The sequence below is a fragment of the Nonomuraea turkmeniaca genome (genome assembly GCF_005889735.1).
Lineage (GTDB): Bacteria > Actinomycetota > Actinomycetes > Streptosporangiales > Streptosporangiaceae > Nonomuraea > Nonomuraea turkmeniaca.
In genome coordinates this window covers 24886-42658 of sequence record NZ_VCKY01000073.1, presented here as the reverse complement: position 1 = coordinate 42658, position 17773 = coordinate 24886, and the positions used below count along the sequence as shown (strand labels likewise).

The 17773-nt window shown below is 66.6% G+C and carries 18 protein-coding genes; 12 read left to right on the top strand and 6 right to left on the bottom strand.

All coding sequences use genetic code 11. The features are described from left to right. Window positions 1–214: RNA ligase family protein (locus ETD86_RS22365; RefSeq protein ID WP_170223210.1), on the bottom strand; the 214-nt coding region annotated here is incomplete at its 3' end. 559 nt (window positions 215–773) lie between these two features. Between ETD86_RS22365 and ETD86_RS22360 the strand changes: the two genes are divergently transcribed. The 3 genes from ETD86_RS22360 (at window position 774) to ETD86_RS22350 (ending at window position 5900) form a co-directional block, all read left to right on the top strand. Further along, on the top strand, window positions 774–2282 hold the full coding sequence (locus ETD86_RS22360; protein WP_138668108.1) for a trypsin-like serine peptidase: 1509 nt from the start codon (window positions 774–776) through the stop codon (window positions 2280–2282). A 435-nt stretch (window positions 2283–2717) separates the two neighbouring features. Then, entirely contained in the window at window positions 2718–4220 is a 1503-nt protein-coding gene (locus ETD86_RS22355; RefSeq protein WP_138668107.1) for a trypsin-like serine peptidase, read from the top strand. 180 nt (window positions 4221–4400) lie between these two features. Next, window positions 4401–5900, top strand: a complete 1500-nt coding sequence (locus tag ETD86_RS22350; protein WP_138668106.1) for a trypsin-like serine peptidase — start codon at window positions 4401–4403, stop codon at window positions 5898–5900. 75 nt (window positions 5901–5975) lie between these two features. Here ETD86_RS22350 and ETD86_RS22345 read toward each other — a convergent pair whose 3' ends face one another. Beyond that, the gene (locus ETD86_RS22345; RefSeq protein ID WP_138668105.1) at window positions 5976–7334 is read right to left on the bottom strand and encodes an NsdA family TPR-like regulatory protein; all 1359 of its coding nucleotides are present in this window, start codon (window positions 7332–7334) and stop codon (window positions 5976–5978) included. Between the two features lie 221 nt (window positions 7335–7555). Beyond that, window positions 7556–8746 (bottom strand): NAD(P)-dependent malic enzyme, encoded by a 1191-nt coding sequence (locus tag ETD86_RS22340; protein ID WP_138668104.1) that lies wholly within the window; start codon window positions 8744–8746, stop codon window positions 7556–7558. A 273-nt stretch (window positions 8747–9019) separates the two neighbouring features. Between ETD86_RS22340 and ETD86_RS22335 the strand changes: the two genes are divergently transcribed. The 4 genes from ETD86_RS22335 (at window position 9020) to ETD86_RS22320 (ending at window position 11958) form a co-directional block, all read left to right on the top strand. Then, window positions 9020–9889, top strand: a complete 870-nt coding sequence (locus tag ETD86_RS22335) for an ABC transporter substrate-binding protein (protein WP_138668103.1) — start codon at window positions 9020–9022, stop codon at window positions 9887–9889. A 2-nt stretch (window positions 9890–9891) separates the two neighbouring features. After that, window positions 9892–10722, top strand: coding sequence for an amino acid ABC transporter permease (locus ETD86_RS22330; RefSeq protein ID WP_138668102.1), 831 nt, complete (start codon window positions 9892–9894; stop codon window positions 10720–10722). Next, window positions 10719–11462: an amino acid ABC transporter ATP-binding protein gene (locus tag ETD86_RS22325; RefSeq protein ID WP_138668101.1), complete on the top strand. Its 744-nt coding sequence runs from the start codon at window positions 10719–10721 to the stop codon at window positions 11460–11462. Before ETD86_RS22330 ends, ETD86_RS22325 begins: the two co-directional genes overlap by 4 nt. A 70-nt stretch (window positions 11463–11532) precedes the next feature. Continuing rightward, complete coding sequence (locus tag ETD86_RS22320) at window positions 11533–11958, top strand: CGNR zinc finger domain-containing protein (protein ID WP_138668100.1); 426 nt, start codon at window positions 11533–11535, stop codon at window positions 11956–11958. Between the two features lie 52 nt (window positions 11959–12010). Here ETD86_RS22320 and ETD86_RS22315 read toward each other — a convergent pair whose 3' ends face one another. Further along, window positions 12011–12310, bottom strand: coding sequence for a S24 family peptidase (locus ETD86_RS22315; RefSeq protein WP_138668099.1), 300 nt, complete (start codon window positions 12308–12310; stop codon window positions 12011–12013). 89 nt (window positions 12311–12399) lie between these two features. On the opposite strand from ETD86_RS22315, the gene sodN reads away from it, so the two are divergent. From sodN to ETD86_RS22300, 3 genes are all read left to right on the top strand, one after another. Next, on the top strand, window positions 12400–12801 hold the full coding sequence (gene sodN, locus ETD86_RS22310; protein ID WP_138668098.1) for a superoxide dismutase, Ni: 402 nt from the start codon (window positions 12400–12402) through the stop codon (window positions 12799–12801). Between the two features lie 128 nt (window positions 12802–12929). Beyond that, window positions 12930–13367: an ATP-binding protein gene (locus ETD86_RS22305; RefSeq protein ID WP_138668097.1), complete on the top strand. Its 438-nt coding sequence runs from the start codon at window positions 12930–12932 to the stop codon at window positions 13365–13367. Between the two features lie 17 nt (window positions 13368–13384). After that, entirely contained in the window at window positions 13385–14164 is a 780-nt protein-coding gene (locus tag ETD86_RS22300; protein ID WP_020544159.1) for an RNA polymerase sigma factor SigF, read from the top strand. Between the two features lie 28 nt (window positions 14165–14192). Here ETD86_RS22300 and ETD86_RS22295 read toward each other — a convergent pair whose 3' ends face one another. Then, window positions 14193–14576 carry a hypothetical protein gene (locus ETD86_RS22295; protein WP_138668096.1) on the bottom strand — a complete coding sequence of 128 codons (384 nt, stop codon included), beginning with the start codon at window positions 14574–14576 and terminating at the stop codon, window positions 14193–14195. 178 nt (window positions 14577–14754) lie between these two features. Between ETD86_RS22295 and ETD86_RS22290 the strand changes: the two genes are divergently transcribed. Both ETD86_RS22290 and ETD86_RS22285 read left to right on the top strand, forming a co-directional pair. Further along, complete coding sequence (locus tag ETD86_RS22290; RefSeq protein ID WP_138668095.1) at window positions 14755–15720, top strand: diacylglycerol/lipid kinase family protein; 966 nt, start codon at window positions 14755–14757, stop codon at window positions 15718–15720. A 277-nt stretch (window positions 15721–15997) separates the two neighbouring features. After that, entirely contained in the window at window positions 15998–16252 is a 255-nt protein-coding gene (locus tag ETD86_RS22285; protein WP_138668094.1) for a WhiB family transcriptional regulator, read from the top strand. A 9-nt stretch (window positions 16253–16261) separates the two neighbouring features. Here ETD86_RS22285 and ETD86_RS22280 read toward each other — a convergent pair whose 3' ends face one another. Next, window positions 16262–17740: a PAS domain-containing sensor histidine kinase gene (locus tag ETD86_RS22280; RefSeq protein ID WP_138668093.1), complete on the bottom strand. Its 1479-nt coding sequence runs from the start codon at window positions 17738–17740 to the stop codon at window positions 16262–16264. Window positions 17741–17773: the final 33 nt, after the last annotated feature.

Here is a 17773-nt window from a genome sequence, read left to right as displayed (position 1 = left end):
GCTGCTTCACCCACGCCCGCGAAGGATGGTGCCCCGAATCCAGCGATCGAGCGTGCAGGCCGTCGGCGTACAGGGTGGTGTTCTCCCCATCGAGCTTCTCGGTGACCACGACCTCCCGCCCGCGCATCCCGGACAGGTCACCTGCTCGCACATCGTCCGGCGTCGCGCCAGGCGACCAGGGGAGATGAGGGGTACGCGGATAGTGCACGCGCATGATCCCCTCCCCTGACAAACGCTTGGTCGCGTCACAGTACAAGCGGCCAGGAAAACGGATCTACCGAATATCCACCACAGCGACGACCACGGGCAGTTCTCTCCTCGGGAGACGCGCCGCATCTCCGTTCCGGAGCTTCCGGGCCTCTCCACATACGGTCCCAACATGGACACAAAGCGGACATACAGGATGAATGCGAACATTCTTGGGCCATACCTGAAGATCACCTGTGAACGCCAGAGCATGTTAGACGGAGCAGCGCTCAATCTGGTTCCTGGATCTGGGACACAATCAAGCGGCTACTGTGTGCAACATCGCACTAACGGAACTTTGGTCCCATCCACCACGCCCCCCGCGTACCCTGCAAAAACATCTCCTTCCGATAACAACACGGCTAGGCCTCTGACAGATAACAGCACAGTAACGCGGGTAACGGCGCCTACCAGATCGTCCAAACCGGGTTCCACCTGCGGAGATCACCACGCTATGTTCCTTGCTATCCCTTTACTGACGCATGGGACGCATGTTGCGACCCACGACAGAGCAAGGAGCAGTTCCCTTGAAGCGCATCCTCATCCCCGCCGGTGGCGCCATCATGGCTACCGGCCTTCTCGCCGCCGGCCTGGCCGGTGCGGCCCAGGCCGACCAGACGACCGCCTCCGACCCGATGGCGACGAGCGCGGCCAACGCGAAGGCCATCGCCCAGTTCTGGGCGGAGAACAACGGTGCTGCCCTTAAGGCCGCGACCGAGTCCGACGTCTGGACCAAGTCCGACGTGGCCAAGCTGCAGAGCAAGGGCGGCTACAGCTCGGACACCAAGCCGGGCTCGACCGCTCCGATCGGCGAAGAGAAGAAGACGACCTCCAAGGTCCAGAACGTCAACATGCCGAAGACCATCGGCAAGGTGTTCTTCGTCAACAGCAAGGGCGAGAAGAAGTGGTGCTCGGCCACTTCGATCCAGTCCAAGTACCGCAACCTCGTGGCCACGGCCGGTCACTGCGTCTACGACACGGCCAACAACACCGAGGTTGTGTCCAAGTGGGTCTTCGTCCCCGGCTACTACCAGGGCAAGGCCAACTGGGGCATCTACGTGGGTAAGCAGGCCTTCACCCACTACGACTTCGACACGTACGAGGACTACGACCGCGACTACGCGTTCGTTACCGTGTACAACGGTGTCTCCATCGGCAACGGCACGCCGAAGAAGGTCACCAAGGAGGAGTGGGACAAGTACCCGGGCATCAAGGATGCCAAGGACGAGCCCATCACTCAGGCCGAGTACCAGAAGTGCAAGGACTACAACGGCGGCGAGACCCCGGACTGCTGGGCCAAGACGACTGACTACGACGACTTGGTGGGCCCGAACTACACGGGCGCCATCGAGACCAAGAAGGAAGTCACCAAGGAGCAGTACGAGGCCTCCAAGGTCGCCGAGCCGGGCAACGGCTCCAAGTTCGGCGAGCCGGTCACGGAGCATGTGACGGAGTCGGAGTACAAGGCCTACAAGGGCCCCGGCTACCAGATCAAGGACGCAAAGGGTAACTACACGATTACCCATTACTTCCTTCGCTACTGGGTGAAGCGGACCACCGAGGTCAAGTACTACCGGACGACGTTCTTCATCATCGAGGGCTACGTCAAGGACGCCGGCCGTCTCGGCGACAACGTCGGCGGGCAGGGCTTTGCCTGGAACCAGCCCACCGGCAAGTACGTCCGCGTGTTCGGCTACCCGGCCGCGAGGCACCCCGACGGCAACAAGGCCTACACGGGCGTGACGCCGAAGTGGTGCTACGGCAAGACCACCTCGAAGCTGGTGGGCTCCGCCGCCAAGAAGATCGAGGAGCACGTCGCCCTCAAGTGCGCCATGACCGAGGGCGCCGACGGTGGCCCGTTCCTGTACAAGTACAGCAACGCCAAGCGTCTCGGCTACGTGAACGGTGTCATCAGCACCTTCAACGACCAGGACGGCAACGGCCGCGTGGACTACGTCTCCTCGCCTTACTTCGACGGTGAGACCAACGTGGTCTACAAGGCAGCCGCGGCCTCGTGGTCCGGCAAGATCGTCTAGTGACGATCAGCGATCGGTCCTAGACCGTTCGTGTCACACTGCAAGAAGCAAAAGGGCTCGGCGCCGCCGGGCCCTTTTGCTATCCGGTCCCAGAAGTGAAGGCGCTTGGACGCATGGCGCGCCCATACGGTGCCCTCAATCCAGTGTGATCTGTGTCACACATCCCTCTTGGGCCGGATCAGGAGAGCACCACAGCCCCGGCGACCACATTGACAACTTCCTTATGTTGATCAGGGCAAATGGTCGCGAGACGAACCCTTCTCACCCTTGCGCATCGGCAACTTAAACATCACAGAACGGTTACGCCCGGCTTGTCGCATCTTTTCCTCTCAAAGCGACTACCCGAGTTCAAGATCGACACTGTATGTTCCTGGCTATCCCTTTACTGACGCATGGGACGCAAGAGGCGTTCCACGACAGCGCAAGGAGTTCATCTTGAAGCGCATCCTCCTCCCCGCCGGTGGCGCCATTCTGGCCACCGGTCTGCTGGCTGCTGGTCTGGCCGGCACGGCTTCCGCCTCGGGCGTCGTCGACACCGACCCGCTGGCCCCGAGCAACAAGGTCGCCGAGACCGTCGACTTCTGGCTCAAGGCGAACGGCGCTGCCCTCAAGGCCGCGACCGTCTACCGCTACGACTACAAGGAAGTCAACAAGCTCGTTCAGACGGGCGGCTATACCGCCGACACCAAGCCGGGGTCGACCGCCCCGATTGGCGAGGAGAAGAAGACCGCCGCCAAGGTCCAGAACGTGAACGTGCCGAAGTCCATCGGCAAGGTTTTCTTCGAGGGCACTGACGGCAAGCTGTACTGGTGCTCCGCCACCTCCATCCAGGCCAAGTACCGCAACCTGGTCTCCACGGCCGGTCACTGCGTGTACCAGCCTGGTGGGAACGGGCACGTCCTCAACAAGTGGGTCTTTGTCCCCGGTTACTTCCAGGGCAAGGCCAACTGGGGCATCTACGTGGGTAAGCAGGCCTTCACCCACTACGACTTCTCCAACTACGAGGACTACGACCGCGACTACGCGTTCGTCACCGTTTACAACGGCATCCGCCTGACGAACGGCCAGAAGAAGGTCGTTTCGAAGGCGGACTGGGACAAGTACGAGGGCATCAAGGACGCCTTCGAGGTCGAGATCTCCAAGTCCGAGTACGACAAGTGCAAGGACTTCAACGGCGGCGAGACGGCTGACTGCTACGCCAAGACGTCCGACTACGACGACCTGGTTGGTCCCACCTACCCGGGCGCCATCGAGGTCAAGAAGGAAGTCAGCAAGGACGAGTGGACTGCCGCTGCGGGTAAGACCGGCAACGGCTCTCAGGTGGCCGAGACCGTCAAGGAGAACGTGACGGAGTCGGAGTACCTCGGCTACAAGGGTCCGGGCTACCGGATCAAGGAGGCCGATGGTACGTACACCATCACCCACTACTACCTGAAGTACTTCGTCAAGCGCACCACCACGGTGAAGTACTACAAGACGGTCTTCTACGTCCTCGACGGCTTCAGCAAGGACGTCGGTCGCCTCGGCGACAACGTGGGCGGTCAGGGCTTCGCCTGGAACCAGCCGACCGGCAAGTACGTCCGCACCTTCGGGTACCCGGGTGGCGAGCACGGCGACGGCGACAAGCCCTACTCGGGCGTGACGCCGAAGTGGTGCTACAACAAGACGTCCGCCAAGGCGAACGTGATCGCGGCCATCAAGGCTGAGGAGCTCGTCTCGCTGAAGTGCGCCGTCACCCCGGGTTACAACGGCTCGGCGTGGCTGCTCAAGTACAGCAACACCAAGCGTCTCGGCTACGTCAACGGTGTCACCACCGCTGCGTTCGGCGACCTGGACGGCAACAACCGCTACGACACGATCTTCTCGGCGTACTTCGACGGCGAGACGGCTGCTGTCTACAAGGCTGCTGCCAACCTGTGGTCCGGCAAGCTGGGCTAAGTCCCAGATTGGCTGGAGCTGGGGGTCCAAACCTCAGACCACTGCTTTACCCGAAGGGCTCGGCTTCTGCCGGGCCCTTCGGCCTATGTGGTGAAAAAAGTGAGAAGACCTCTTACCAGAGTGACTAATGGGTCGATAGGGTCTTTACACTCTTTCTTGACAACCGTTGTGGAGCCTCTGTTGAAGCGCCTGCTCATCCCCCTCGCCGCTGCCGGCTTGAGCGCCGCCACCCTCGCCCTTCCCGCCAACGCGGAACCGCACTGGGCCACTGACCCCCTGACACCGAAGCCCGCCGACGCCTACAGCAGCGCCAACTTCTGGCTCGACGCCAACGGAGCCGCTCTGCGCAAGGCCACGCAGTACTACTGGGACTTCAAGAACGTCCCCAAGCTCGTGGGCGCTCAGAGCAACACCCCCGACGACGGCAAGCCCGGCATGACCGCCCCCACGGGCAATGTGGCGGCCGCCACCAAGGTCAAGAACGTCAACCTGCCGAAGACGATCGGCAAGGTCTTCTTCCTCGACCAGGCCGGCAGATACCGCTGGTGCTCGGCCACCTCGATCCAGTCCCGGCACCGCAACCTGGTCGTCACCGCTGGACACTGCGTGTACGAGAAGGGCAAGGACGTCTTCCGCAAGTGGGTCTTCGTCCCCGGCTACTACCAGGGCATGGCTCCTTGGGGCATCTACGTGGGCGCGTACGCCTTCACCGCCTACGACCTCGACACCTACGACGACTACGACGGCGACTACGCCTTCGTCGCGGTTCACAACGGCTTCTCCCTCGCCGGTTCCAAGCAGGTGAGCAAGGCCGAGTACGACAAGTGGCTGGGCGACAAGTGGGCGCAGGACGCCCAGATCACCCAGGCCAAGTACACCAAGTGCGTTGACCTGCATGGCGGCGAAACGCCGGACTGCTGGGCCAAGCTCGCGACGACCAGCGACGTCGTCGGCCCCGACTATCCGGACAAGAAGCGCGCGTTCAAGGAAGTCTCCAAGGAAGAGTATGACAAGGCCCCGACCGGGAACGGCAACGGAGCCCAGGAGCCGCTCAAGACCGTCGTCGACCATGTGACGAAGTCCGAATACGAGGCGTACAAGGGTCTCGGATATCGCAAGATCGACGCTCTGGGCAATTACACGATCACCCACTACTTCCTCGGATACTGGGTCAAGGAGTCGACGAAGACCCTTTACTACAAGACCGTCTTCACCGTGGGCATCGCCAAGAACCTGGGCCGCCTCGGTGACGTCGTCGGCGGTCAGGGCTTCGCCTGGAACCAGCCGATGGGCCAGAAGGTGACCGTCTTCGGCTACCCGAGCGCCCACCAGCCCGACGGCGACAAGCCCTACACCGGCCTCACGCCCAAGTACTGCATCGGCAAGACCGGCACCAAGACGTACCAGGTCAACACGTTCAAGGCGGAGACCCACCAGGTCCTGAAGTGCTCCATGACGCCCGGCGCCGACGGCGGCCCCTGGCTCCTGCGGTACGACAACAACAAGCGCACCGGCTACGTCAACGGCGTGACCAGCGTGTTCCACGACCAGGACGGCAACGACCGGATCGACTACATCAGCTCGGCGTACTTCGACGGTGAGGTGGCCGCTGTCTACAACAAGGCCAGCTACGCGGAGACCAAGGTGATCGTTGGTCCCAAGGGCGAGCTTCTCCAGTAGACGGTGGGCACCCGGTAAGAAACGGCCCGGAGCGGGGAGAAGAGCTCCGGGCCGTTCCCGTTTCGGGTGACCGATTCACGCGGAGGTGAGCTCTCGGGTCCGCTCCCGCAGCACCCTCACCACCCGCTCGTTCTTGTGAGGCTGCAGCCGCCTCCGCAGATCCGCCGCGTACGACCGCGACCGCACCGACTGCAACTCCTCCGCCATCGCCATGGCCGTCCCGGCAATGGAGCACGCCTCCTCCAGCTCCCCGCACTGCACCAGCCCGGCGGCCAGCAGGGACAGGTTGAACATCCGCCCACGCACGTACCGGGAGTCCATGTCGAGCGAGCGCCGCGCATACCGTACGGCCCGCTCCCCCTCCCCCAGGTCACGGAAGCAGTGGGCGAACTTCGCCGACAGGTACGCCTCGTCGAAGTAGCTCAGCCACCGGGGTTCGTCGACGGGTCTGCGGGCGTCGAAGGCGCGTTCGGCCGCGTGCAGTGAGGCGCCGCAGGAGCGGGCGTCACCGCGGCCGGCGTGGGCGTGGGCCTCCAGGACGTGGGCGGAGGCCAGCAGGGTGTTCACGCCCGCGCTGCGGGCCGCGAGCTGGGCCGCTCTGGCCAGGTCGAGGGCGTGGGCCGGCTGGCCCACGTAGATGGCCTGGTGGGCCATTCCGGCCAGGATCTCGCCGCCGAGCGTGTGGTCCTCGGCGCCCCTGGCCAGGCGGAGTGCCTGGATGAGGTAGCGCTGGGCGAGCCCGTGCTGCTCCATGTCGTACGCCATCCAGCCGGCCAGCCGGGTCAGCTCTGCGGCCGCGGACGCCAGGCGGCGGCCGGTCGCCTCGCCGTACGAGCCGTCCTTGAGCAGGGGCGTGACGGCACTGTCGAGGTATTTGACCACGGACGTCCGCACGCGGCCGCTGCCGAAGCGGTTGTCGAGCTCACCGAAGGACCGGGTGACCTCGTGGATGGCGGCGATCTCGGCGCTACCCACGCGCCGTATCCCCCTGCCGCTCGGATGTCCCTCTAACGGGGACGTCAACCAGCGCATGGCTCCTATGGAGCCTGCTCCTATTGCGAACGTCGAGTCGATCAGAAACCTCCGTCTCTCTACGTCGGCCCGCCACAGCGCGGTCACAGTCGCGACCCCCTCCTGCCACGTGTGCGTGAACTCCTGCCCGAGATCGAGGGGTGTAATGATCGCCGGCATTCCGAGGTCTTCCGAGGTGACCCGCCTGCCGAGCCGGAGCGCGAAGAGCTCCGTCAGCAGGCAGGGCACCGGGTCCCTCGGGCGCTGGCCACCGATCCAGCGCAATACCGAGCTGTGGTCGTACTTCAGACCAGGGGTACCGCGTGCGGCTCCCAGATCGTTGAGGCGCCTGGCCAATCCCTTGTGGGAAAAACCCGCCTCCGCGATGAGCTGCTGCAGCAGTCGATTCGGCTCGCGTCCCATCGCTCTCCTTGTCGCAGGAGCCGGCGCCCACATCATTACAGCGAGCTACAGTTATAGCACCTTGCGTAAAGGATTTATGGCAGTTCCCAATGGACGTCCAAACTCGCTTCGCTTGCGCCGCCGGCTCCGCGTGTGCGGCGGGTGGCCGGCGGCTCGGTCTCGGGCGAGTAGCTCACGTACCCAAGGCAACGCCAAGCAATCGGAAAGCGGCCTTGACGTGCCTAGATGCGGGCGACGCCGTCGGCGCGGGCCTGGGCCGCGACCGCGGCGGTGACGGCGGGGGCGACGCGGTCGTCGAACGGGCTGGGGATGACGTACGCGGGCGCGCGGTCGTCTCCGACGACGTCGGCCAGCGCGTTGGCCGCGGCCACCTTCATGTTCTCGGTGATGGTCGAGGCTCGCACGTCCAGCGCGCCCCTGAACACGCCCGGGAACGCCAGCACGTTGTTGATCTGGTTGGGGAAGTCGGAGCGGCCGGTTGCGACCACTGCGGCGTGCCTGGCGGCCACCTCGGGGTGAACCTCGGGGGTCGGGTTGGACAGGGCGAACACGATCGCGTCCTTCGCCATCGACGCGATGGCCTGCTCGGACACGGTGGAGCCGGACAGGCCCACGAACACGTCGGCGCCCGCCAGGGCCTCCTCCGTGGAGCCGGTGTGGCCGGCCCGGTTGGTGTCGCGGGCCAGCGCCTCCTTGGACGGGTTGAGGCCCTCCCTGCCCTCGTAGATCATGCCCTTGGAGTCGGAGACGGCGATGTCGCCGATGCCGGCCTCCAGGAGGATGCGGGTGACCGCGACGCCGGAGGCGCCGGCGCCGGCCACGACCGCGCGCAGATCGCCGAGCGGGCGGCCGGTCAGGCGGGCGGCGTTCTGCAGCGCGGCGAGCACCACGATGGCGGTGCCGTGCTGGTCGTCGTGGAAGACGGGGATGTCGAGCAGGTCGCGCAGGCGGGCCTCGATCTCGAAGCAGCGGGGCGCGCTGATGTCCTCGAGGTTGATGCCGCCGAACGACGGCGCCAGCCGCACGACGGTCTCGACGAGGGCGTCCACGTCGGTGCAGTCAAGGCAGATGGGGACGGCGTCGACGTTCGCGAACTCCTTGAACAGCAGCGCCTTGCCCTCCATGACCGGCATGGCGGCCGACGGGCCGATGTCGCCCAGGCCGAGCACGGCGGTGCCGTCGGAGACGACGGCGACCACCCGGGAGACCCAGGTGTAGTCGTTGACCAGCGCGGGCGTCTCGGCGATGGCCGTGCAGACCCGGGCGACGCCGGGCGTGTAGGCGAGCGACAGGTCGTCCGCGTCGCGGACGGGAACGGTGGAGCGAACCTCGATCTTGCCGCCGCGGTGCAGCGCGAAGGCCGGATCGAGATCGAGTGTTTCGACGGATGCGGAAGCGGGCGTGGCAGCCACAGCGACCCCTGTGATCGGTTGGAAGCGGAAGAAACCTTCGGCGGACGAGCGCGAGCGGTCTGGCTTCGGTAGCTGCCAGGATCCCCTCGGCGATCATCGTCGTGAGGGGGTTCGGGGGTCACCCGTGACCCCATAGTGCCACATGGTGAGATGGTGTTCGGTGTCGGCGTCGTCGCCGTTCCGTTGACGCATCGTTAAACAGCTGATGACGGACCGGTGCAAAACCCCACTTAAACTGCACAAAACCCGAGATTCACATCTAGGAGGCCGTACATGGCCCTCAGCCTTAAGGGCCGCCGTGGCTCAGCCATCGGCGCGCTCGCGCTAACCGCCGTTTTCGCCCTGTCCGCATGCGGGAGCGAGTCACCGAGCACGGATTCCGGAGCGACGACGACCGCGAGCGCCACGGCCGCGGGCGGCGTCCAGCTGGTCTCCCCCGGCAAGCTGACCACGTGCACGAACCTGCCGTACCCGCCCTTCCAGTCGAAGGACGCCAGCGGCAAGATCGTCGGCTTTGACGTCGACATGATCGACCTGGTGGCCAAGAAGCTGGGCGTGACCCAGGAGATCGTCGACATCGACTTCGACTCCATCAAGGGTGGTGCCGCGCTCAACGCCGGCAAGTGCGACGTCGCCGCCGCCGGCATGACCATCACCGATGAGCGCAAGCAGAACCTCGACTTCTCCTCGCCGTACTTCGACGAGGTCCTCGGCCTCGTCACCAAGAAGGGCGCGGGCATCCCCACGCTCGAGGACGCCAAGGCCAAGGGCCTGAGCGTCGGCGTGCAGGCCGGCACCACGGCCCTCGACCTGTCCAAGTCCAAGGGCATCGAGCCCAAGGAGTTCAAGGACTCCGGCAAGCTCCTGCTCGCACTCCAGTCCGGCCAGGTCGACGTGGTGGTGCAGGACCTGCCCGTCGTCGTCGAGTGGATGAAGAAGCCGAACATCTCCTCGGCCTACGAGCTGTCCGGCCAGACCCCGACCCAGGCCCAGTACGGCTTCGCGGTGAAGAAGGGCAACGCCGAGCTGCTCAAGGCCGTCAACGAGTCCCTGGCCACAGCGATCAAGGACGGCACCTGGACGAAGGCCTACGAGCAGTGGATGGGCGCCGCTCCGGCCTCGACGCCGTCACCCACCTCCTGACCATGGCGGACACGCCCATCTCGGCTGAGCCCGCGCGCAGCGGGCTCAGCCCCAGGAAACGACGCCAGATCAGTCTCGGCGTCCAGTACGCCGTCTTCGTCGCCGTCCTGGTGGCAGTGGCGATGCTGGCCGACTGGCCGAAGATCGCGGAGAACTTCTTCAACGGCCCCGTCGCCGCGGGGATGTTCCCCACGCTCTTCACGGTCGCGCTGAAGAACACGCTGATCTTCACCCTCGCCGGCTACGCGATCGGCTTCGTGCTGGGCCTGGTGCTGGCGCTCATGCGGCTGTCGTCCGTGGCGCCGTACCGGGTGGTGGCGCTGGTCTACATCGAGATCTTCCGCGGCCTGCCCGCGCTGATCATCTTCCTGCTGCTCGGGTTCGGCCTGCCGATCGCGTTCCCCGGCTTCAGCCTGCCCGGCGACGTCTACGGCACGGTGGCGCTGGCCCTCGGCCTGGTCGCCGCGGCCTACATGGCCGAGTCGTTCCGCGCCGGCATCCAGGCGGTGCCCAAGGGACAGATGGAGGCGGCCAGGTCGCTCGGCATGAAGCCGACCCGGGCGATGATCTCGATCATCCTGCCGCAGGCCATCAGGATCGTGATCCCGCCGCTGACCAACGAGCTGATCCTGCTGTTCAAGGACTCCTCGCTGGTCTTCACGCTGGGCGTCACCGCGGCGACCACCGAGCTGACCAAGTTCGGCTCCGACACGACGATCGACCAGGCCAACAGCACGCCGCTGATCGTGGCGGGCGCCACCTACCTGCTGATCACGATCCCGCTCGGCATCGTGGTCCGCCGCCTCGAAGCGCGTCAGGGGAGGAAACGGTGACGCACGCCGTAGAGATCCGGGATCTGCACAAGTACTTCGGCGACAACGAGGTGCTCAAGGGCATCGACTTCACGGTCGAGCCCGGGCAGGTCGTCTGCGTGATCGGGCCCTCGGGCTCGGGCAAGTCCACGCTGCTGCGGTGCGTGAACATGCTGGAGGTCCCCACCAAGGGCCAGGTGTTCATCAATGGGGCCGAGCTGACCGACCCCGACGCCGACATCGACGCGGCGCGGCGCCACGTCGGCATGGTGTTCCAGCAGTTCAACCTGTTCCCGCACCTCACCGCGCTGCAGAACGTGATGATCGCCCAGCAGCGGGTGCTGGGAAGGGGCAAGAACGAGGCCGAGATCATCGCCAGGGAGAACCTGAACAAGGTGGGGGTCGCCGAGAAGTGCGACGCCTACCCCGGCCAGCTGTCCGGCGGGCAGCAGCAGCGAGTGGCGATCGCCAGGGCGCTGGCCATGAACCCGGACCTGATGTTGTTCGACGAGCCCACCTCGGCGCTCGACCCTGAGCTGGTCGGCGACGTGCTCACCGTCATGCGCAAGCTGGCGGAGGAGGGCATGACCATGCTCGTGGTCACCCACGAGATGGGGTTCGCGCGCGAGGTGGCCGACCGGGTGGTGTTCATGGACGGTGGCGTGATCGTCGAGGACGGCGAGCCGTCCAAGGTGATCGGCAATCCCAGTCACGAACGCACCCGCACGTTCCTGCACCGCGTCCTGCACCCCGAGGGCTGACGACCAGGAGCGGCAGCGATCCGAGCAGGCGGGGTGCTCCGGCATCCCGCCGCTCGTGTAATACTCCGGCATGGACCTGACCTCTTACGCCGAGTGGGCGGTCCGCCTCGCCAACGATCCCGCCCCTCCGCCCGACCTGGTGCGGCTGCGGGACGAGCTGGCCGCGGTCTTCGACGCGGCCGGTGCCGAGCGGGCCGTGGTGGAGCTGCTCAACGCCCTGCTCGTGCGGTATCCCGTACGTCCCCAGCTGACCGACCACGACGGCGGTCACTGGCACCTCCACCTGGCCGAGGACCCCGCCGCCACCGCCGTGATGGGCCTGGCCGCGGTCGTGGCCGAACTGGGCGTGGACCGGCTGGGCCGCTGCCGTGAGCCCCGCTGCGGGCTGGCCTTCCTCGACACCTCCTCCAACCGCTCCCGCCGCTACTGCTCGGCCCGCTGCGCCAGCCGCGCCAACGTCGCCGCCTTCCGCGCCCGCCGCAAGAACGCCTCGTAAGCCCCTAGCGTCGCCGCCTTCCGCGCCCGCCATAAAAGCGCCTCGTAAGCGCCTAGCGTCGCCGCCTTCTCACCAGGGGCCAGTAGCGCAGCACGACGCGCCCGACGATGTCGTGGACCGGCCCGAAGTCCCAGCTGTCGCGCCGCCCGCTGGCCCGCTGGTTGTCGCTCTCCAGCCACCATCCGTCCGCCCCGTGCCACTGGGCTCTCTTCACGATCAGCCGGTCCGGATCGTCGGGAAGCCTGGCCACCACGAGGTCACCCGGGTGGACGGCGGCGTTCCTGCGCACAAGAAGCCAGTCGCCGGGAACCAGCCTGGGACGCATGGAATCCCCTTCGACACGCACTCTCATCCGCGCTGACCCCCCACTCCGCGGGCGTTCCGACCCGAGTAAGGTCGGTTGTGGACCAAGCTGATTCAGCATCCAGGAAGGACTTTCTGATGCTCGCACGACTGCTACGACCCAAGCATGTCGCTTCCGCACACTGCGACCTGCCCTGTGGGGTCTACGACCCCGCTCAGGCCCGCATCGAGGCGGAGTCGGTCAAGGCGATCATGGAAAAGTACGCGGCCAACGAGGACCCGGTCTTCCGCGCCCGCGCGCTGACCATCAAGGAGGAGCGCGCGGAGCTCGTCAAGCACCACCTGTGGGTGCTGTGGACCGACTACTTCAAGCCGCCGCACCTCGAGCAGTACCCCCAGCTTCACCAGATCTTCTGGGACGCCACGAAGCTCGCGGGCGCCGCCGGCGCCAAGGGCACCGTCGACGTCGCCAAGGCCGAGGACCTGCTGGGCAAGATCGACGAAATCTCCAAGATCTTCTGGGCGACCAAGGCCGCCTAAAACGGCACATAAGGCTCTGTGCGGCCCCAGGCCGCACAGAGCCTTTTCCGTCGATGGCGAGTCTGAATAGTCCAAGCACCTCTCCGGGGCGGTAAGTTGCAGTTGGCGTCGGATTCGCGAGGAGGAACGTGACCGAGGAAACCGAGACGCGCGCGGAAGGCGTGGCCGGCATCCGCGACGTGGTGAGCATCAGGCTCCCCGCCGCGAGCGCCTACCTGTCTGTGTTGCGTACGGCCACCGCCGGACTGGCGGCGCGGCTGGACTTCACGCTGGACGAGATCGAGGATCTGCGGATCGCGGTCGACGAGGCGTGCGCCATGCTGCTGAGCGAAGCGGTGCCTGGCACCGACCTGACCGCCGAATTCGAGTTGACCGGGCACGAGATGCAGGTCAGGGTCGAGGTGGCGACGGTCGGAAGCTCCGCTCCCAAGCGTGACGACTTCGCCTGGATGGTGCTGACCGCCCTGGCCGACGATGTCGACGCGGTGACCGGCTCCCCCGATCGCATGGCGATCGTCCTGCGTAAGCGCCGAGGCGCGGCCCAAAGAACGGCGGGGCCGGCGTGACGGAAAGGACTGGAGCCATGGCCACCAGCGAACACGCCGTGCCCGACAGGGTGCGCGCCCGTCAGCTCTTCGCCGAGCTGGCCGAGCTGGGACCCGAGGAGCCGCGCCGCCAACGCATCAGGGACGAGCTGGTCGAGCTCCACCTTCCTCTGGTCGAATACCTCGCTCGCCGCTTCCGCAACAGGGGCGAGTGGCTCGACGACCTCACTCAGGTCGCCACCATCGGTCTGATCAAGTCCATCGACCGCTTCGACCTCAACCGCGGCGTGGAGTTCTCCACCTACGCCACGCCCACCATCGTCGGCGAGATCAAGCGGCACTTCCGCGACAAGGGCTGGGCGGTCCGCGTGCCGCGCCGCCTGCAGGAGCTCAAGCTCTCGCTGACCAAGGCCATAAGCGATCTGTCGCAGCGCGAGGGCCGGGCCCCGACGGTGGCCGAGCTGGCCTCCTACCTGAAGATGACCGAGGAGGAGGTGCTCGAGGGCCTGGAGTCGGCCAACGCCTACTCCACCGTCTCGCTCGACGCGCCGGACTCCGGCGACGACGACGCCCCTGCCGTGTCCGACTCGCTCGGCATCGTGGACGAGTCGCTCGAGGGCGTCGAATACCGCGAGTCGCTCAAACCCCTGCTCGAGCGGCTGCCGCCGCGGGAGAAGCGCATCCTGCTGCTGCGTTTCTTCGGCAACATGACGCAGTCGCAGATCGCCACCGAGCTGGGCATCTCGCAGATGCACGTCTCGCGTCTGCTGGCCCGCACGCTGGCGCAGCTGCGCGAGGGTCTGACCGCCGAGGACTAACCATCGCCGTAGAGCGCGTGGGTGGTGACTAACCGTCGCCGTAGAGCGCGTGGGTGGTGGGGGGCGCCAGCAGCGTCGCCAGCCCGGCCAGGGCGACCACGATCAGCGGGATCCCGAGCTGGGGTTGGTCCGACTGGATGAGCGTGACGGCGACGGGCATCATGAAGATCTGGGCCAGCACGCCAGGTGAGCGCCCCCACCGCTCCATCTTGAACAGCCCGCCCCAGGCCACCCAGAGCAGCCCGGCCCCGACCAGCGCGCCGAACGCGGCCACGGCCACGGCCGACGTCATGTCGTCAGGCTTTCCGATCAGCGCCTCCACCGCGACGAAGAGGCCGAGCCCGAGGGCGACGAGACCCTCCAGGGCGACGATGGCGGCGGCGAGCAGGAGGGTCAGTGGACGACGATTCACGTCCGTACGCTACCAGCCGACCGGCCCCCTTCCCGGGCCGGTCGGGGCCGTCCGGAGGGCCCGTCACGCAGCCGGTTCCCAGGCCGGTGGGCCCGCCAGGAGCGCCCGCCGCGCATCTGGGAGAAATGGGACATTCGGCCGATGAAGGAAGGCGGCTGTCGCGGGCTACGCTGGCGATATGCGCGCGATGTTGCTGGTGAACCCCAAGGCCACGACGACGAACGCCCGTACGCGGGACGTGCTGATCCGCGCACTCGGCGCGGCCGTGGAGCTCACCGTCGAGGAGACCCGCTACCGGGGGCACGCGGCTGCGCTGGCCGCCACCTCCCTGGCCAAGGGCTACGACATAGTGGCGGTGCTGGGCGGCGACGGGACGATCAACGAGACCGTCAACGGCCTGCTCAACCCGGTCAACGGCGACGACGCCCCGCTCCTCGACGATCCGAGCACCGGCCGGCCCGCGCTGATCGTCATCCCCGGCGGCAGCGCGAACGTGTTCGCCCGTGCGCTCGGCCTGCCCAACGACCCGGTGGAGTCCACGGGCGCGGTGCTGGAGGCGCTCAGGGACGGCCGGCGCAGGACCGTCGGCCTGGGTCAGGCCCTCTGGGAGGGGCAGAGCAGGTACTTCACGTTCTGCTCGGGGATGGGGTACGACGCCGAGGTTGTACGGGCCGTGGAGGGCCTGAGAGGCACAGGCCGGAAAGCTACCCCGACCCGGTATGTGAACACGGCTCTACGGCACTATCTGGCCACGGACAAACACCATCCCGCGATGACGCTGACCGGTCCGGGGATCCCGACCGCCAGGGGTGTGTTCATGGCGATCGTTTCGAACACCTCACCGTGGACATATGTCAGGAGCAGGCCCGTGCGGCCGACCCCGTGGGCGAGCTTCGAGACGGGGCTCGACCTGCTGGGGCTGCGTCGCATGGGGTTGATCTCGCTCACGCCGGTGATCCGGCACATCCTCACGGAGAGTGATGCCCTTCCGTCCGGCCGGCATCTCGTTCAGCTGCACGATGAGCCCGAGTTCACGCTCACCGCGGACCGTCCCGTGGCCTTTCAGCTGGACGGGGACTACCTGGGTGAACGCGAAACCGTAACTTTCCGGTCTACCCCGAACGCGTTACAAGTTCTGGTCTAGCCGGTTACATTCGGTCATTGTGTGACGCATCCGACATCCATAACGGCCAAAACTTCGCCCCAACCCCCTTGCGTGCACTCTCCGTGGCTGAAAAGCTCACTACTGACGTCGGAACGTAGGACCTTTAACAACCCCATAGGTTCTACCAGGGCGTCAGCGGGCAGCCCCCGGTCCTGAAGAAGGATCTGGGGTACTTGTTCGCGTGAGTTAGTGAAACTCTTCACAAAGTAGTGGCCGCACGGAGCCGACAAGGCTTCATCTACAAAGGAGTGGACGCATGGACTGGCGCCACCGAGCTGCCTGCCGTGACGTGGACCCCGAGCTGTTCTTCCCGATCGGGAACACCGGCCCTGCCCTCATGCAGATCGAAGAGGCCAAGCAGGTCTGCCGGTCGTGCTCGGCCGTCGACGCCTGCCTGAAGTGGGCGCTGGAGTCCGGCCAGGACGCCGGCGTTTGGGGCGGTCTGAGCGAGGACGAGCGCCGCGCGTTCAAGCGCCGCTCGGCTCGCGCCCGGGCCCGCGCCAGCGCCTGACCTGCCGTTTCAGGGGCTCACGCCCGTCGGGAGCGGGATCGACAACACGGCCTCCGTGCCGCCTTCGAGTCGCGGCTGGATGCAGATCCTGCCTGACAGCTCCCCTTCGACGAGCGTACGGACGATCTGCAGGCCGAGGCTGGTGGAGCTGTCGAGGTCGAAGCCCTCGGGCAGACCTCGCCCGTCGTCCCACACGGTGACGTTGAGCCGGTCGAGCGCCGGCTCCACCACCACCTCCAGCCGCTTGGGCCGCCCGTGCTGCAACGCGTTCTGCAACAGCTCGGTCAGCGCCATGGCCAGCGGTGTGGCGATCAGCGACGGCAGCACGCCGAACCCGCCGACGCGCCGGGGCATGACCGCGACCTCCGGCGACGACACCTCCCCCGCCATCGCGATCACCCGGTCGGCGATCTCGTCGAAGTCCACGAACTCCTCGGGGGCGTGCGACAGCGTCTCGTGCACGATGGCGATCGACCCGACCCGGCGTACCGCCTCTTCCAGCGCCTCCCGGCCCTCCGGGACCTGCAGGCGCCGCGCCTGCAGGCGGAGCAGCGCGGCCACGGTCTGCAGGTTGTTCTTCACCCGGTGGTGGATCTCGCGGATGGTGGCGTCCTTGGTCATCAGCTCGCGCTCGCGGCGCCGCAGCTCGGTGACGTCCCTGATGAGCACCAGCGCGCCGATGCGGCCGCCGCCGACGATCAGCGGGATGGCCCTGAGCTGCACGATCGTCCCGCCGGACTCGACCTCGGTCTCCTTGGCCGCGCGCCCGCTGGCCACGATCATGAGGTCTTCGTTGATCGGCTCATCCGAGTAGCACAGTGTGGCGGTGATTCGGCCCAGCTCGGCGCCGACCAGGTCGGCGTGCAGGCCGAGCCGCCGGTAGGCGGACAGGGCGTTCGGAGAGGCGTACGTGACGCGCCCGGCCCGGTCGAGCCTCAGCAGGCCGTCGCCGACGCGCGGCGAACGCACCAGGATCGGCTCCTCGCCGGAGAACGGGAAGCGGCCCTCGGCCACCATCTGCGCCAGGTCAGAGGCGCTCTGCAGGTACGTCAGCTCCAGACGGGAGGGCGTACGGGCGGAGGACAGGTTCGTGGAGCGCTGGATCACCGCCAGGAAGCGGCCTTCGCCGCCCTCCACCGCGCGCCGGACCGGGATCGTCTCCTCCCTGACCGGGACGCCTGTGGACCAGTCGGGGTCGCCCTCGCGGCAGATGCGGCGCTCGTTCCACGCGGTGTCGATGAGATAGCGCTCGCCCTTGGCCGCCACGGAACCGACGATGTCGTCGTGGTAGACGGTGGGCCCGGTCGTGGGGCGCATCTGGGCGATCGCGATCCAGCCGTTCTCCCCCAGTAGGGGCGCCCACAGAATGAGGTCGGCGAACGACAGGTCGGCCAGCAGTTGCCAGTCGGAGACCAGCGAGTGCAGCCAGTCGAGGTCCGCCGCGTCGAGAGCGGTGTGGCGGGCGACGAGGTCGCTGAGAGTCGGCACGAATGCATCATGCGTGCTCCGCCCCGCCAGAAC

What these genes read in the sequence shown, in the direction of transcription:
- ETD86_RS22345 (WP_138668105.1), bottom strand. Translation starts at nt 7,334, where the DNA reads ATGGGACGCGAGCCGAATCGACTGCTGCAGCAGCTCATCGCGGAGGCG.
- ETD86_RS22335 (WP_138668103.1), top strand. Translation starts at nt 9,020, where the DNA reads ATGGCCCTCAGCCTTAAGGGCCGCCGTGGCTCAGCCATCGGCGCGCTC.
- ETD86_RS22330 (WP_138668102.1), top strand. Translation starts at nt 9,892, where the DNA reads ATGGCGGACACGCCCATCTCGGCTGAGCCCGCGCGCAGCGGGCTCAGC.
- ETD86_RS22320 (WP_138668100.1), top strand. Translation starts at nt 11,533, where the DNA reads ATGGACCTGACCTCTTACGCCGAGTGGGCGGTCCGCCTCGCCAACGAT.
- ETD86_RS22315 (WP_138668099.1), bottom strand. Translation starts at nt 12,310, where the DNA reads ATGAGAGTGCGTGTCGAAGGGGATTCCATGCGTCCCAGGCTGGTTCCC.
- sodN (WP_138668098.1), top strand. Translation starts at nt 12,400, where the DNA reads ATGCTCGCACGACTGCTACGACCCAAGCATGTCGCTTCCGCACACTGC.
- ETD86_RS22300 (WP_020544159.1), top strand. Translation starts at nt 13,385, where the DNA reads ATGGCCACCAGCGAACACGCCGTGCCCGACAGGGTGCGCGCCCGTCAG.
- ETD86_RS22290 (WP_138668095.1), top strand. Translation starts at nt 14,755, where the DNA reads ATGCGCGCGATGTTGCTGGTGAACCCCAAGGCCACGACGACGAACGCC.
- ETD86_RS22285 (WP_138668094.1), top strand. Translation starts at nt 15,998, where the DNA reads ATGGACTGGCGCCACCGAGCTGCCTGCCGTGACGTGGACCCCGAGCTG.